This window comes from Carboxylicivirga longa (assembly GCF_050589825.1).
Lineage (GTDB): Bacteria > Bacteroidota > Bacteroidia > Bacteroidales > Marinilabiliaceae > Carboxylicivirga > Carboxylicivirga longa.
In genome coordinates, this window is record NZ_JBNGOZ010000017.1 from 1 (window position 1) to 16,976 (window position 16,976).

A 16,976-nucleotide genomic window follows, 5' to 3' on the forward strand; every position below is an offset into this window, starting at 1 on the left:
TAAGGAAAGGTTTTTGAAAATAGACCTATGTTATCAACAACTAATCGGTTTTACAACGCATTATTAAACTATAGCCTTCTGATTATACCATATATTTTAATGGTGATATTGTAACAATGGAGAGTGACCAACCACAGTATGTTGAAGCTGTAGTGCAGGAAAATGGGAAAATAGTATTTGTTGGAACTAAAAAGGAAGGCCTTAAAAAATATGGTGGAGCAATACCGGTTGATCTTCAGGGGAAAACGATGCTTCCTGCATTTTTGGATGGGCACGGACACTTTTTTAATGTTGGTTTTACAGCAATGTGTGCCAATCTTTTACCGCATCCTGATGGACCGGGTGCAGATGTCGCTTCTATTATAGAGACAATGAATACGTATATGGGTAGCGAAGATGAAAAATTTATGCTTGAAAAGCTTGGATGGATTATCGGTAATGGATACGATGATTCGCAACTTGCTGAAAAAAATCATCCCAAAGCCAGCGATTTGGATAAGATAAGTTCTGACATTCCTGTTATTATTCTTCATCAATCAGGTCATCTAGGGGTTGTTAACACTAAAGGTTTAGAGCTTGCGGGTTATACTTCTAAAACACCTGACCCCAATGGAGGCGTTATTCGAAGAGATGAAAAAGGAAATCCAAATGGCGTATTAGAGGAAGCGGGAATGTATAATATACTTTTCCCCTTACTAGGGAAAATGGATGCAGAACTAGCAGTTAAAGCCATAAATAAAGGACAGGAAGAATATGCTAAAAAAGGCTATTTAACGGCACAAGATGGCAGAACAACTATTGAACAATTAGCTGCCTTAAGACAAGCGGCTGATGGTGGTCTATACTATATCGATGTAGTTGCTTATCCAGATATGACCTTGGGAACCGACTTTATAACAGAGGGAACATATATCCCTTCGCACAATTATAAGAACAGATTTAGAGTAGGAGGTGTGAAACTTACATTGGATGGATCGCCGCAGGGTAAAACTGCTTGGCTGACTAAATGCTACCATGTTAATCCTGAAGGTCGTACGGGCTGCTACGAAGGTTATCCTATTATGAATGACGATAAAGCTACTGAATTTGTTAAAACAGCATTTAAAAATCATTGGCAGATATTGGCACATACCAATGGTGATGCAGCTATCGATCAATATATATCCGCAGTAAAAGAAGCTGAGAAGGAGAATGCTTACGCTGACCGTAGAACAGTTATGGTTCATGGGCAAACCTTGCGTAAAGATCAGATTCCTGAATTGGTTGATCTTAAAATTTTGCCATCTCTTTTTCCAATGCACACATTTTATTGGGGTGATTGGCATCGCGAATCAGTATTAGGTGAATCAAGAGCTGATTATATATCTCCCTGCAGAGATGTTATCGATGCCGGACTAACAATTACTTCGCATCATGATGCTCCAGTTACTTTTCCTAACTCAATGCGTGTTTTAGATGCTACGGTAAACAGGGTTACACGAAGTGGTAAAATATTGGGTGCAGACCAAAGGATTACGCCTTTCGAAGGACTAAAAGCTTTAACAGATTGGGCTGCTTATCAATATTTTGAAGAAGAAACAAAAGGTACGCTTACCGAAGGTAAACTTGCAGATTTTGTTATTCTGGATCAAAATCCGCTTAAAATAGATCCGATGGATATTCACAATATAGAAGTATTGGAATCGATAAAAGAAGGAAAAACTGTTTATAAAGCTAAATAACTGTTGTCAATATTTTGTACAAGTAATGGCAGGCGTGTGGTAAATATTAAGGTTTCTTATCCGTTTATTCGCGTGGCGGTTTGACAGGAAATCACAACGCAATCAGCCACTACTCATTCTATTTACAGTTAGCAACCTAAGTCAAATACAGATATTTCAAATCATACCAAAATCAGAGATATGAAACCAGAAAAGTACATTTTAATTTTATTTGCAGCTTTACTCATAATTAGTTGTGAAGAAGAAAGGCTTGCGAATCCGACAATATCAACAGTTAAGGTAAATAATATTGGAGCAAGTGAAGCCATAGGTGGCGGAACAATAGATGCTGATGGTATTTTACCCGTATTATCTCGTGGTGTCTGTTGGGGGCTTATTTCTAATCCAACCTTGGGCGACAGCTATACTATGGATGGTAAAGGAGTTGGGAGTTATGAAAGCATGCTTACTAACTTAAATGCAAATAGACAGTACTTTGTTAGGGCATACTACACGAATGAAAACGATACTGTATATGGTGACCAGTTGGAGTTTACAACAGTAGATTACATAATGTTTAATCCTGGCCTAAAGTATGGGAGTGTGGAGGATATAGATGGGAATGAGTATAAAACAATTCAAATTGGAGATCAAATTTGGATGGCGGAAAATTTAAAAACAACAAGATATCAGAATGGTGATCCAATTGATCATCTTACTGATATAAACAAATGGGGGCATTTTCAAATAAATACAGGCGCCTATATTTATTACGATAATGATATCATTAATAAAGATATTCATGGGGCTCTCTATAATTGGCATGCAGCCGCAGATACCAGAAATATAGCACCAGCTGGCTGGCGTGTTCCAAGCAAAGATGATTGGCAGAAATTAATAGATTATTTGAATTCCTATGCCAATGATAATTATGGATATAAATTACGTGAAACAACTTCAGCACACTGGTACTTTAATGCACAGATGAGAATGGTTTCAACCAATAGTACTGGTTTGACCAGCATACCTTCGGGTAAAGCTGTTGGTGGGAAATTTATGGATAAAGGTAATTCTTGTGCGTATTATTGGACCAGTACAGGTACTTTGGATGGTTCCAGTTGTATATACTTACACGATAATATTATAATTGATTATATGCAGCCTAATGCCAGAGGCTTCAGCATTAGATGCATAAAGAATTAAAGCAGCTGCTAACCCATTGCATAATGTATATGGGCGATGTGTTGCTTGCAAAGCCTCTACAGATAAGACAAGCGCCAAAGTGTTGGTCTGAATTTGATAATAAGCAGCTAAAACTTTATAATCGTTATGACTACCGAAAGAAACAAGATGAAGTGTCTGAAATTTATTATCGTAAGTTTTTTGGCAATCATATCATGCAAGCAGCATAGTGATAGTGAACATAGCAACTGTCAGTATTTTGACAAAACATCGGTCGATACAAGCGCAGCGGATATGTTAATCGCAATTACGGACGAAGACTATCTTCAATATGGTGCACGCATTGCGTTTGTCAATGCGGATAAGGATACCATAATTCCCTATGGTAAATATACATATTTGGGAAGTGATACATTAAAGCATTATGCAAATGTGATGGTATACAAAAATGATAGCCTACATGGAAGATTTGTGGCAATTGACAGAAATGAGAATATACTCTACGATATTGTTTTTTTCGATAATGGACCCGACTACTTTCATGAAGGTTTAGTACGAGTATTAAGAAATGGCAAGATGGGCTTTGCCAACAAATATGGACAAGTTGTTATACCCTGTGAATATGATTTTGCCAGGAGGTTTAAAAATGGAAAAGCTGAAGTTACTTATAGAGCAACTCAATTTTTGGATTCCGAAGAGCACAAACAAGTGCTTAGCGACGAGTGGTTCCAGATCGACAAAAGCGGTAACAAAATATGATAAGGGTGCATTGTACCCTGCAAAAGCCAAAAACTAAATAGTATGAGAGGAATTTTATTACTTACCCTGTTTCTGATCACTCTTTTATCCTGCGATAAAGAGCAAGATGGTGAAGTGACGAAGCTGAACGATTTATTTTTGGTTACGGGCATGCATGTTGTGGATGCTTACGGACATGTAATGCAGATCTATGGTAATCCCAACGACTCCAACAGGGAGAGTACTGTTGACAATGAAGGTGTTATAGGTGGTAGTAATTATAGCTACGCTTTTTATCCCAACCCGGTTTCCGATATATTGACGATTCAAACACCTGTGGAAAAAATAGAATCGCTTTGGGTTGTCAAAGGAAAAGTATCTTCCAATTATAGAAATATTGACTTCACAGATTACTTTACTACAGAGACCCTCGATACCGTTGATATAGATAGAAATAGCGTAGTAAAACTTAAAGACATTAACGCAACGAGGGTATTGAATATTAATCTATCTGAAGAAGTTGAAGATGGTTTCTATAAGGTGATTTTTAAGACAGAAAGCTCTGTGCATTGGTTTTCAATTATTAAAACCGGAGAAGACATCGAAACCGTCGAACAAAAATATTTTCCCTGGTAAGAGATACAAAACTGTACTTTCAATCAGACAACGGTGGTCTCTTGTTCAAATTATGCATTTCTCCTGTTAAAACCCCTGCATTGATGAGGATGCAAAGGGGTGGCTGCGTATTATTTATCTACATTTGAGTCGATGATTTTCGGGCTGGCCAGCCATGGTCATGTGCGAATCATTTAATTGAGGTATGAGTTTTTTCGATTAGTCTTATCTTTAGGGCTACTAAAAAGCAGGTGAGTCCTGTGTAATTAAGTGAAAACCAAAAAACAATATCTGTTAATTAAACAACTAAAGACATTTAAAATGAAGAAAGAAGTAGCAGTAGGAATTGATATCGGCGGTACAAATACAGTAATTGGAGTGGTAGATCGTAAAGGCAATTTATTGGCCGAAGCTTCTACACCCACCTTAACCAATACCGATGTAAAGAATTATCTGGATGTGTTGTCAGCCAAGATCAACGAGACTGTTTTTAATTTAGGCGAAGACGTTGAGGTGATGGGTATCGGTGTAGGTGCTCCCAGCAGTAACTATTACACGGGTGAAATTGTGGGTGCCTCCAATCTGGGATGGGGCGATGTGGTTCCTTTCGTGGAATTGCTACGCGGCTATTATGATTATCCGGCCATTGCTTTAACCAACGATGCCAACTCAGCAGCGCTGGGTGAAATGATGTACGGTGGAGCCCGCGGAATGAGTAACTTCTTTATGCTTACCTTGGGTACTGGTGTGGGAAGTGGTATTGTTATCAATAACGAATTGGTGCTCGGGCACGATGGTTTTGCCGGTGAGCTGGGCCATGTGATCACAGAGCGTAACGGACGCGAGTGTGGCTGTGGCCGCAAAGGCTGTCTGGAGACCTATGCATCGGCCACAGGTATCTGCCGTACTGTATCGGAATTGATGGCTACTACAAAGATACCAAGTGACTTGCGTAAGGTGCCATCAGGGCAGTTTACTTCAAAGATGATTTATGATGCAGCCGTAAAGGGCGATGAACTGGCCAAGGAGGCTTTTGAGCGTACCGGTGAGATGCTGGGGCGTGCCATCGCCGATTTTGTGGCTTTCTCAAGTCCCGAAGCCGTATTTCTGTTTGGTGGCCTGGCGCAGGCTGGCGATTATATTATGAAGCCTACCAAAAAGTATATGGAGGAGAATATGTGCTTCCTGTACAGCAACAAGGTAAAACTACTGCCCTCGGAGCTGGATGGTGCTAAGATTGCTGTGCTGGGTGCCAGTGCCGTAGTATGGAAAGAGTTGGAGCAGCTAGAGCAGTAACGAGTAATCGTATCAATCTACTTAAAATTAAGTAAAATGAAGTATAAAATTTTAGCAATAGTACTACTTGCCGGTGTCTTGGGTGCTTGTCAGGCTGATAATAACGAGGAGCAACTTGTTGATTACGTCGATCCCTTTATTGGCACCGGTGGCCATGGCCATGTATTCCCTGGTGCCACTACGCCCTTTGGCATGGTGCAGCTAAGCCCTGTTAACGGGGTGAGTGGCTGGGACTGGGTGAGTGGTTATCATACCTCGTCCAGCGAGCTCGTGGGTTTTGCCCATCAGTGCCTGAGTGGCACCGGTATAGGCGATCTGGCTGATCTGCTGATACTGCCCAGTAATAAAAGTGTAGCATCGGATACTATCGGTGGGGGAAAGAATTTTCTCCAAAATTATAAGGGTACTTATAGCCACGATAAAGAGTGGGCCCAGCCCGGTTATTATGCTGTTGATCTGCTTAATAGCGGGATTAAAGTTGAGCTCACGGCCAGCAAGCGCGTAGGGATGCACCGTTACACCTTTGGTTCCGGCGATGCACGTTCTGTGATTGTGGATCTGGGGCATGCCATCAACTGGGATAGGGCAACGGATACCTATATTGAGCAGGAGTCGCCAACGCGTTTTGTGGGTTACCGCATGTCTTCGGGATGGGCGAGTGAGCAAAATCTGTATTTCGTCATCGAGACCAGCGAGCCGGTCAGTGCTTTTCAGGTGATTAAGGGGGGTGCTCTGCTGGATCAAAGCAGCCTTAAAGGTACTGATGTAAGGGCCTCATTATCCTTTGATACTTCCAATGCTAAGCCTTTGTTGCTTAAAGTTGGGTTGTCATCGGCCAGTATTGATGGAGCGCGCATGAGTATTGAGAAGGAGATACCCGGTTGGGACTTTGATGCACAGCGTCAGCTGGCAGCTAATGTTTGGGAGGACGAGCTGCAGAAGATTAAAGTAACATCGCCCGAAGAAGATGTGAAAACCATCTTTTACACGGCCTTGTATCATAGTATGATTGCTCCTTTTACGCACAGCGATCATAATGGTGAATACAAAGGATTGAATGGTAAGGTGAATAAAGCCGAGGGCTTCGATCGTTACACGGTATTTTCACTGTGGGATACTTTCCGTGCCAGTCATCCTTTGTTTACTATTGTGCAACAGGATAAGGTGCGCGATTTTGTTGAATCGTTTATGGCCATCTATCGCGAAAGCGGACTGTTGCCCGTGTGGGAGCTGGTGGGCAACGAAACCAACTGCATGATTGGCTATCATGCCATTCCGGTAATTGCCGATGCCTGGCAAAAGGGTCTCATCAGCGATATGGATGGCGATGCCTTGCTGGAGGCCATGGTGACCAGCGCCAATTCTGATTTAGCCGGTCTTCCGCATTACAGAAAGCATGGATACCTGCCGGCCGATCTGGAGAATGAATCCGTGTCCAAGGCGCTTGAATATGCCTACGACGATTGGTGCATTGCACAGATGGCCAAGTCTCTGGGTAACGATGAGGTGTATAATACCTTTATGGAAAGGGCGGCCTTCTATCAGAATCATTTTGATGCCACCACTGGCTTTATGCGCGGTAAGCTGGCCAATGGCCAATGGAAAAAGGAATTTGATCCTTTGTTCTCATCACACCGTGAGGATGAGTATGTGGAAGGCAATGCCTGGCAATACTCATGGTTTGTGCCCCATGATATGAATGGCCTTGTGAAGCTACACGGCGGTAAAGATGCCTTCGTTACCAAGCTGGATTCACTGTTCACCATCGAGGCAGCGGTAAAGGGTGAAAATGCGTCGCCTGATATCAGCGGTTTGATAGGTCAGTATGCCCACGGTAACGAGCCCAGCCACCACGTGGCCTATGCTTATAACTATGTGGGCATGCCCTGGAAAACTGCAGAACGTGTGAATGAAATACTGCGCACCATGTATACTACGGAAGTAGACGGCCTCTGTGGTAATGAAGACTGCGGACAGATGTCGGCCTGGTATGTGCTCAGCTCCATGGGATTCTATCCGGTGAATCCGGCCGATGGCAACTACATACTGGGATCTCCACTGTTTGATGAGGTTAGCGTCAGCCTTGCAAACGGGAAGACTTTTACCATTACAGCTGAGAACAATTCGCCTGAGAATATCTACATTCAGTCGGCTACACTCAATGGTAAGGCCATGCAGCGTTCGTGGTTTTCCCATGCCGATCTGCTTCAGGGAGGTCAGCTTAAACTGGTGATGGGGAATCAACCCAATGATGCCTGGGGAACCTCTGATTTGCCACCCTCCATGACGCGCTAGAAGTACGATTAATAAATAACAGGAGGAAGTCCGAAGTTTAAGTATCACGATGATATTTGAGTTTTCGGACTTCCTTTTTTCGTTCAAGTTAGCCGGCGAAATTGATAAACCTAAGCGCTTATATTTTTCTCTTGAAGTCTGTGTGAATCTGTGGACAGTTATTCAATCCCCCCGAGTGTTATACCTTAAACAAGCTGATAAACCGGTTCCCCTTTTCTTTGGGGGACAAGTCTTTTATAAGTTATGCGAATCAATAGTCGAACCCACACCGGGGTTCTGTTTGTAACATATTTATTTACCATGGGTTGCCCCCATGGCTATTGAAATTAAATCCCTTCGGGCAAAAAAAATGTCCGTAGGACATTAACAATAATAGCCCTGTGCGAAGCGGGGGGTTATGAATAGGGTGAGAAAACAACCCTTATATGGGTTGAAGGTTTATATTAAGCAGGTTTCAACTATTGATTCGCATAAATTCTATGATGCTTATAATGCAGCGCATTACATCTTTCTGCCAAACAAAGGCAGAATATTACAGAAATGGTACTATTAACAGTTCCTATTTGCAAGGACACTCCGCTTCTGTTATTTTCGTCATTTAAAAATTAACAGGATGGATGGTGATAAAAGGCTGAAAAGTATTTACAACCTACTTATTATTGCGCTGCTCTTACTGGCAGTAGCCATACGAGGTGGCGCTACCTTCGAGTGGTTAAAACCCAATGAAGCACCTCTCTATACAATGACGGATGTTCAAACGGTATTTCCTAAGGCATCTGGTTTCGATAAAGAATCAGACAATAGCCTTTCTGTTTATGATAAGGATGATCGTTTATTGGGTTATGCACTTGTTTCGTCCGATTTTGAAGTAAGTGATCAGGGGTATGGCGGTGCGGTACCTATTCTCATCGCCTTAAACACGGACAAAATCGTGACCGCAGTACATCTATTAAAACACAATGAAACGGGTGATTTCATCAAGCATCTGCAAAAAAAAGGATTGCTGGATAGCTGGAATCAGCTACCTCTTGATACCTTGTTAAGCAGCTTTGAGGTAGATGCGGTTAGTGGTGCCACCAAAAGTAGTCAGGCCATTATCCGTACCTTTCGTAGCACGGTTAATGAGCATCTAAATACTGCATCGAGCGGTATGAACATCTCTGTGATGCGTGTGCTTCAGCTTTTTGCCATGCTGTTGCTGATTGCTTTTTCTTTACTGATGATGTTTCGTAAGCGCTTCCGGAAATTATACATCTACTATCTGGGCGGGGTTGTTCTGGTGATGGGGCTGTGGCTCAATAAGATGTTGTCACTGGAGTTGCTTCACGTATGGCTAAGCAGTAGCCTCTCGTGGCAAAGTAACTGGGAGCTTATCATCATCTTGTTGCTCACGCTTGTATTAGCCCTTCGAGGGTACAAAAATTATTATTGCACCTACTTGTGTCCCATGGGTGCTGTGCAGATACTCACCGCTCGTCTGTCACCCTTTAAAAAGCGAGCCTTAAATCTGAAAGTTTCGGTATTCAATATCCGACTCATATACTTGAGCCTGATTGCTGCCGGATTAATTATAGGCTACAGTTTGCCTTTGGCCCACCTGGAGCCGTTTATGGCATTTTCCTATCAGGTGGCTTCCGTATGGTTATTGGCAGCAGCTGCTCTGATTGTTATTCTGTCTTTGTTTTTTCACCGGCCCTGGTGTCAGCTATGCCCAACCGGATGTTTGTTAAATACGATACCTGCTTTGCACAAAAAGCGTAAAACATAAATGCTATGCGAAATAAATCAACGCTATTGAATGTTTTTTTGGCCGCTATCATCGTGGTACTGGTTTATCAGGTCAGTAATCAGAAAATACCTGCCCCCAAAGTACAATCTGCTAATGGCAGCAGCTATGTTTCGTTAGGCGATACCGTGGCTTCTGAAAAGCGCTCGCTGGGACCCAAAAGTTATATTATGCCCAAACCTGCGCTGGTAATTGGCTCCTATGGCAATGATGGTACGCCCAATATTATGACGGCTGCCTGGGCAGGTATTGTCAACTCCGACCCTTTGAGTGTTGGCGTTTCCATCCGAGCTTCGCGCAAGAGCTATGAGAATATTATGGCCACTAAAGCTTTTACCATTAATGTGCCATCGGCCAGCTATGTTGCAGAGATGGATTATGTAGGGACTGTGTCGGGCTACGATGAAGACAAATTTAAAAAATTAGGGCTCACAGCTGTTAAAGGAAGCCATGTTGACGCACCTTATATTGGTGAGTTTCCGCTTGTAATTGAATGTGAAGTTACCGAGGCCATTGATTTGGGCTCGCACACGCAGTTTATTGGAAGGATTATTGATACTAAGGTGGATGAGCATTTGATCAAACAAAATGGGCATATTGATATTGAGCAAATGCAACCTGTTATTTTCAGCCATGAATATTATTATGGCTATGGACAGCGCCTGGCTAAACCCTCGGATATTTATAAGGTTTTTAAAGATGATATGGAGCCTGATATGCCTGCTACCCGGTATGCTAATTCTACACTTTCAAGTATTTATAATCGAAAGAGTGTACGACATTATACTTCCAGAGTTGTGAGTAAGGGACAGCTGAATGAGTTGCTAAGGGCAGGCATGGCCGCACCCACAGCCATGGATAAGCGTCCCTGGGCTTTTGTGGTGGTGCAGGAGCGGGCACTGCTCGATAGCCTGGCGGCTGCTTTGCCTTATGGTAAAATGCTCTATCAGGCCACGGCGGCCATTGTGGTGTGCGGCGATCTGAACAAAACCCTGGATGGAGAAGTGCAGCAATATTGGATTCAGGATTGCTCAGCTGCCACCCAGAATATACTGTTGGCAGCCGAGAGCATGGGACTAGGTGCCGTATGGACAGGCGTTTACCCGCGTCAGGCGCGCATAGAAACGGTGACAGGTCTGTTAAATATTCCCGAGTCAGCCATTCCCCTTAATGTGATTGCCGTAGGATACCCAACCGGCGAGGATCAGCCCAAAGATAAATGGGATGAGACAACTATTCACTGGGAAAAGTGGTAACTTAATGTGCAAATTACTGATTGTCAACCACCCGGGTCTTGCTCCATGCGTCGTGCCAGCCTCTGATGTTAATCAGTAAGAAAGAGAAGGCATCGAAAGGCACAAAGCGCAAGAGGGTTCGCAAAGCGATGCTGCCTGCACCGGGTTTCTGTCCGCTCGCATTTACTACACGGGTATTGGTAATGAGTTTGCCCAGTGTGCGTCCGCTTGTTGCTTCAAAAATAAAATAGTAAAGATAGGTAGCCAGGTAGGCCCAGGCATAATGAAGCAACAGGTCCTCATCGGGGTATAGGCTGGCCGGCCATCCGCCAAATGTGGTTATTACTTCGTAAATATTAAGCAGAATAAGCAGGGTGAATGCACAGCCAATCACATCGATCAGGCGGTTCAGCAGACGCTTCATTTTGGGAGCCTCCTTCAGGCTTTGTCCCGATGGACGATGTTGTTTTACCAATTCAGGGTCTTCACGGTATAAAGTACAAGCCACGTCAAAGGCAGCCGGTGCATTGGTAAGACTACAAATAATGCCTTTTTCATCCGAAACACGACGGAGTTTGCAAACCTTACAGTACTTAAGCCGATCTTCTCTCTTCATGCCAATATTATTTATTTTTTGCAGGCGCAAAATACAAATAATTAACACGACTTGTATGAGCTGGTAGAACGTTCAAGATGTTTTATGGAACGGTTCTCAATCACAAGGCTCTTGTAAGGAACCGTTCCGTAAATAGTTAGTTAATATGGAACTTTCAGAGCTTAATGCTAATTGCGATGTCTGTTTTTTTATCGGGCATCAACCGCAATGACGCAGCTGAGCTTCTCACGCACTGTTTCACCGGAAGGATATACAAGGCTGCAATATACTATATAGATGCCCGGCGACAGCTGAGTACCCTTATTATTTAAACCGTCCCAGCGGAAATAGCCTGTAGCCGATAGGGTTTGGTTATTCACCAGGTAGCGTACTTCATGTCCCCGCGCATTGTAAATACGCACTGTGGCTGTGGCATCTGTTTCATCTGTATTGTAGTAAAGCATCAGAAAATCATCGTTGCCATCGCCATCGGGCGTAAAAACCTCGGGCGTAATGCTGAAGGTCTGTTTTCCCGAAGGTTCCTCGCCCGCTTGTTGGGAGTTGGCGTAGCCGGGTGTGGCGAAGCCCGCTGTGGAAGCTGCCGAATGCCAGTTGTTGGTTTCATGGGTGGGAGATTCCCAGCTAAGGCGCTCCAGCGAAACACCCTCGGTATCTTTGATCAACTCAAAATGCATCTTGTCGGTGTAGTGAAAGTCATCCATGATAAGGCCGGCCTTGTTGCAAAGAACAACGCGCCCCTCGTCATCAGGGTAGGATGGCATGGAAGCAGCTTCTGTCACTTGTGCTTGTTCGCAGTGGTAAAAAGTACATAGGGTCTCAATGTCGGTACTGATGGCGACGTAGTGTTTTGGCATGAGGAGATGTTGTTGGCCTGCTATCGCATGAAGCCTCGTTATGTTTTCGGCTTCTATCGTGGCCAGATATACTGTGGCCATATCAATAATTTTATCAGATGCATTGTAGAGTTCCACAAAATCGGCGCCATCAGGATAGGGGTTAAACAGTACTTCGTTAATGAATAAATCGCCGGGTGCCAGCGTGTCGGGCCTGCCAAAAGCCAGAGGGTCGTTTAATAATAGCTGCTTACCCGACACATCGCTGATGTTAAGCGCGCTTAGGAAGTAAACAGTATTAGGTGTCAAAGGCTTGTTAAAATGCATTTTGAGGGAGCGCAACAAGAGCGTATCGTAGGTGAGATGGCTTACGCCCGGGTCAGGGGTAATGGTATAATTTACGTTTTCAAAAAGCATACACTCGCTAAAGTCAATTTGCAGGCGCTGGTTTTCAAGGAGTTGAATGTTGCTGATTTGCGGGATTGTGGTATCGGGATTGGCGACTGCTGTTGAATTAAGCAGTGAGGGCGTACCGCCCCTTAAATCCATGCACCATCCGTAGTTGGATGGATGGCCGCTATGGTTGGTGGCGTCAGTGCGTTCAACCGACCATCCGCCTTCTTTTTTAAAACCCTCGCTTCCGATGGTGTTGGGCTCGTAACGAAAAGCGTCAATCACACGATTTTGAGGACTCAGAAGTGCCATGGTGAAGCCTGCGTTAATCAATGACGGCATGTCCGATACGAATACGGTTTGAGGAATGAGCCACTCATCCTGACGGCTTTCGTCTACCAGGCATAGATAGCTTTGAGCTTGAAGGATGCTGTCGGGCAGTGTGCAGGTCCTGTCATTGATCATCATCTGCCAATCTGCCAGAGGGATGGGGTAGTCAGTGTTGTTGACGATCTCAATATACTCCTCTTCGGGCAGATCCATGGGAGGCGTCGGATCGGCCATCCATTCGTTAAGCACCACATCGAAACGCTGAGGTGCGTGATAAAGGATTTGGGTATCCAGTGGTGGCAGTGTATCACCAACAGCATCAACGCAGCGCTCAACGGTTAGTTGGTGGTAGCTATTTTCCTGTAATGGTGTGGCTAAAATGAGGTGGTAGTGATACTCATCAAGCTCCCGGATCGTATCTATAAGCGGAGCTGTGTTATTAATCAGGAGGGTGGCTTTGCGTAGGTTCTCCATGGGAACATGCTTGGTGAAGCCTAGTTGCAGGGTGTTGCTGTTGATGAGGTGATGGCTGCGGTAGCGTACGCGTTCATAGCTGTAGGGAAGGGCAGCTCTTGGCATGGTGTTGCCCGCTTCATCGCTGATATTAATTATGATGAGGCTGTCCTTTTGTGTGTCGGCAAGCAGGGGCGAGAAATACAACTGTATATTATGCTCGTTGCTATTATAGCTTATAGCTGAAGGATGACGTCCGTTGGAGCTAATGCGGAAATTGTCGGATTCAACATGATTAGCGTCGAGGGCTTCATCGAACTTTATAAGCATATTGCTGCCATTGAGTACTTCAAAATGAGTGATGGAAGGTGCGTGTTGATCCTTGTAGGGCTGACCGCTCACCATCAGGTCGTCGAAATAGAATTTGTCGGCACGTGTGGTGGTGTATTGGCAGAAGATGCCAAAGTAATTAGATGAATGCAGAAAGGGGTACGAAGCGCTGCCTTCCTCATGCCATTCGTCTGCTATGTATGATTGTAGTTGCCAGTTATTACCCTCTCGACTGATGCGTACAAGGGCTTCGACATTGGATTGGTTGAGGCGACCCGGAAGTCCTTCAATAATTTTTGTATTTCTTCCGTTTTCAAGGGCATAGAGGCAGATATTATCATCGCTACTGCCCAGCTCAACATAAATGGCGCGGGTGGCATTAGGCAGATCTGCTATGTCACTAATCAGGTACACGCGTGCATAATTGCCCGACGAAGGGTTAAAGTTCATACGGATGCGAAACTCCCAAGTGGCCTCTTCGGAAATAGTGCTATGCGTTGACAGGAACGAGGTACCTGCCTCCTTGTTCATTAATTGCAGCTGCAGGTCGCTGTTAATGACAAAATGCGCTGTGTTGCCTTGCCAGGTGGGGTTGGCCGTGAAATCACCATCGTTAAATGACTCGTTGAGCTGTGCCATAAGTGAATAGGGCAGAAGTATTAAAAGAGTAAAAATTCGTTGCATTGGATTAAGGGTTAATGTAAATATTTCTATTTTTGTATTGAAACGTAAGCAAGTGATCAATCCACCAACACAAAACAATTTAACACAAATTGCTTACTAAGTAAAGTTATATCACCCTTGAGTGCGTGCCCCTTAATGTTTTTGCCGGGCGGGTGCTCTTAATTTAAATGTATCGAAATGAAGGTAGCAATCGTTGGTGCTAGTGGCGCTGTAGGACAAGAGTTTCTGAAGGTTTTGGAAGAACGTAACTTTCCGATGGATGAGTTGGTTTTATTCGGCTCGAAACGCAGTGCCGGAAAGAAAATTTCCTTTAAGGGAAAAGAATTAGTGGTAAAGGAGCTTCAGCATAATGATGACTTTAAGGATATTGATATTGCCTTAACATCGGCGGGTGGTGGTACCTCAAAAGAGTTTGCCGATACCATTACTAAGCATGGTACGCTGATGATCGATAATTCCAGTGCTTTCCGCATGGATGAAGATGTGCCCCTTGTGGTGCCCGAGGTAAATGCTGCGGACTGTAAGAATACGCCCCGCCGTATTATCGCCAACCCCAACTGCACCACCATACAGATGGTAGTGGCCTTACAGCCTTTGCACGCCCTGTCGCCCATCAAAAGGGTGCATGTATCCACTTATCAGGCGGCCAGCGGTGCGGGAGCCAGTGGTATGCAGGAGCTGGAAAAGCAAACCGAAGCCATTGTTAAAGGCGAGAAGATTGATGTGGAAGCTTTCCAGTACCAATTGGCCATGAACCTTATTCCTCAGGTGGATGTATTCACTGATAATGACTACACCAAGGAGGAGATGAAGATGTATAACGAAACACGCAAGATTATGCACAGCGATATTGCGGTTAGTGCTTTGTGTGTGCGAGTGCCTATCCTGCGGGCGCACTCCGAGGCGGTATGGGTAGAAACTGAGGAAGCCATTACTCCGCAGCAGGCCAAAGATGCCTTTGCCAAGGCCGAGGGGGTTGTGTTGATGGATGATCCTGCCAATAAAGATTACCCGATGCCTCTTTTTCTAGCCGGTAAAGATGAGGTGTTTGTAGGACGTGTGCGTCAGGATTTATCTAATCCGAAAGGCCTTAGCTTCTGGTGTGTTTCCGATCAGATAAAGAAAGGAGCCGCCCTTAATGCTGTGCAGATTGCCGAGTATATGATTAAAGAGGGACTCGTAAGATAAAACTGAACTCATTGGATGGCCGGGCTACTTATAGATATCCGGTCATCCGATGTGTATTTTGATAGGTGCCTGACTACTTGCGCTTCCGGCGCTTTTTCTTCTTCTCTTTCAGGGCCACCTTATAAATCTGGATGCCTTTTGATTTTCCTTTTAGCTTAATGGTGTCCAGCTCATCGATCTTAAATTCTTCGGGACGGCGCAACGATTCATACAAAACGCCTGATATCAGCAGGTTTTGTTTGTATTGATTACACATGGATTCAATGCGCGCTGTGGTATTCAGCGTATCGCCATTGTAGGAGATGTCGCGCTTAAACTGTCCCACTTGCAGCACCATGATTTCACCCACATGCAAACCGGCCTTAAACTCGGGCACAAGTCCGTATTGCATATCGTACAACAAGCGTCGGCGATGAATTACCTTCTGGAAAGCAAAGAAAGCCTTAAGGCAATTATTGTTGCGGATGCCCCGTTTCAGATCCCAGGAGATGATGGCACCGTCGCCTAGGTACTGATAGATGGCACCATGATAGTTTTCAACAATGGCCATGTCGCGAAAAACATCCTGTACCAGGTAACTGAATTTTTTATGCCCCAGCTTCTCAGCTATGGTAACCGAGGATTTCATATCAATAAACATGAAAATGCGTTTCTCAACTCGGGGTTTGTTAAGTGTGCCCGTTAGCCAATGAGTGAAGTTACCCACGCCTATTTTCCGAAAGATGCCACGAAATGTATTGTTGAGGATGCAGGCCAAGTAGAACCAGGCGATAAAGCGAAAGTGCTGAAGGGTGAGTGCTGGCATTTGAGCATAGAGTACGTCTATTTTGCTAAGGGCTTTTAGTGTTATGGTTTTATTGGCTGAGAAAAAGATAATGAGCAAGGCCAGCAATAGATAAAGCACAAAGCGAAAGAATACCAGGAAGCGAATGGGAGAGTAGCGCATCACCGTGTCGGAAGATACCAGATCGGGGATGGTAAAAAGCAAGGCCAGCAAGCCCGACAGTAGTACCGTATTGCCATAGATATCGTCCTTAATAAGCAGGCCGAAGTAATTAATAAAAAGTGAGTGATCGCCTGTGATAAAGATATAAAAGGCAAGTGCTGCCAGCCAGAATGCCAGATGATAGGTGAGGGAGGCAATTAAGTTGCGGGTCTGTATTTTTAGCTTATCAAATAAAAACATAGGGGCTTTAACGACGTGTGTGATGCATCATTAAGCTTTTTACATCCCAAGCACCCTTTATGTTTCGTTTGCTGCTCTTTAGTTATTAACAAAATGCACCCAGCTGAACAGCCCGA

At 44.2% G+C, this 16,976-nt stretch carries 12 protein-coding genes; 9 read left to right on the plus strand and 3 right to left on the minus strand.

From position 1 onward, the window contains the following. Positions 1 to 116 precede the first annotated feature (116 nt). From ACRD7A_RS14140 to ACRD7A_RS14175, 8 genes are all read left to right on the plus strand, one after another. On the plus strand, positions 117 to 1,721 hold the full coding sequence (locus ACRD7A_RS14140; RefSeq protein ID WP_430811900.1) for an amidohydrolase: 1,605 nt from the start codon (positions 117 to 119) through the stop codon (positions 1,719 to 1,721). A 180-nt stretch (positions 1,722 to 1,901) separates the two neighbouring features. Further along, on the plus strand, positions 1,902 to 2,903 hold the full coding sequence (locus ACRD7A_RS14145; RefSeq protein ID WP_430811899.1) for a fibrobacter succinogenes major paralogous domain-containing protein: 1,002 nt from the start codon (positions 1,902 to 1,904) through the stop codon (positions 2,901 to 2,903). Between the two features lie 126 nt (positions 2,904 to 3,029). Next, entirely contained in the window at positions 3,030 to 3,641 is a 612-nt protein-coding gene (locus ACRD7A_RS14150) for a WG repeat-containing protein (RefSeq protein WP_430811898.1), read from the plus strand. A gap of 42 nt (positions 3,642 to 3,683) precedes the next feature. Next, positions 3,684 to 4,256: a hypothetical protein gene (locus ACRD7A_RS14155; RefSeq protein ID WP_430811897.1), complete on the plus strand. Its 573-nt coding sequence runs from the start codon at positions 3,684 to 3,686 to the stop codon at positions 4,254 to 4,256. Between the two features lie 300 nt (positions 4,257 to 4,556). Next, complete coding sequence (locus ACRD7A_RS14160) at positions 4,557 to 5,531, plus strand: ROK family protein (RefSeq protein WP_430811896.1); 975 nt, start codon at positions 4,557 to 4,559, stop codon at positions 5,529 to 5,531. Positions 5,532 to 5,567: 36 nt separating this feature from the next. Beyond that, a complete protein-coding gene (locus tag ACRD7A_RS14165; RefSeq protein ID WP_430811895.1) occupies positions 5,568 to 7,826 on the plus strand; it encodes a GH92 family glycosyl hydrolase in 2,259 nt (752 codons plus the stop codon). Between the two features lie 613 nt (positions 7,827 to 8,439). Beyond that, a complete protein-coding gene (locus ACRD7A_RS14170) occupies positions 8,440 to 9,594 on the plus strand; it encodes a 4Fe-4S binding protein (RefSeq protein WP_430811894.1) in 1,155 nt (384 codons plus the stop codon). A gap of 5 nt (positions 9,595 to 9,599) precedes the next feature. After that, complete coding sequence (locus ACRD7A_RS14175; protein ID WP_430811893.1) at positions 9,600 to 10,868, plus strand: flavin reductase; 1,269 nt, start codon at positions 9,600 to 9,602, stop codon at positions 10,866 to 10,868. Between the two features lie 13 nt (positions 10,869 to 10,881). Here ACRD7A_RS14175 and ACRD7A_RS14180 read toward each other — a convergent pair whose 3' ends face one another. Next, positions 10,882 to 11,463: an RDD family protein gene (locus ACRD7A_RS14180; RefSeq protein ID WP_430811892.1), complete on the minus strand. Its 582-nt coding sequence runs from the start codon at positions 11,461 to 11,463 to the stop codon at positions 10,882 to 10,884. Between the two features lie 188 nt (positions 11,464 to 11,651). After that, positions 11,652 to 14,486 (minus strand): lamin tail domain-containing protein, encoded by a 2,835-nt coding sequence (locus ACRD7A_RS14185; RefSeq protein WP_430811891.1) that lies wholly within the window; start codon positions 14,484 to 14,486, stop codon positions 11,652 to 11,654. 177 nt (positions 14,487 to 14,663) lie between these two features. Between ACRD7A_RS14185 and ACRD7A_RS14190 the strand changes: the two genes are divergently transcribed. Beyond that, positions 14,664 to 15,674 (plus strand): aspartate-semialdehyde dehydrogenase, encoded by a 1,011-nt coding sequence (locus ACRD7A_RS14190; RefSeq protein ID WP_430811890.1) that lies wholly within the window; start codon positions 14,664 to 14,666, stop codon positions 15,672 to 15,674. Positions 15,675 to 15,747: 73 nt separating this feature from the next. On the opposite strand, the gene ACRD7A_RS14195 is transcribed toward ACRD7A_RS14190, so the two are convergent. Next, positions 15,748 to 16,860 carry an adenylate/guanylate cyclase domain-containing protein gene (locus ACRD7A_RS14195; protein ID WP_430811889.1) on the minus strand — a complete coding sequence of 371 codons (1,113 nt, stop codon included), beginning with the start codon at positions 16,858 to 16,860 and terminating at the stop codon, positions 15,748 to 15,750. Positions 16,861 to 16,976: the final 116 nt, after the last annotated feature.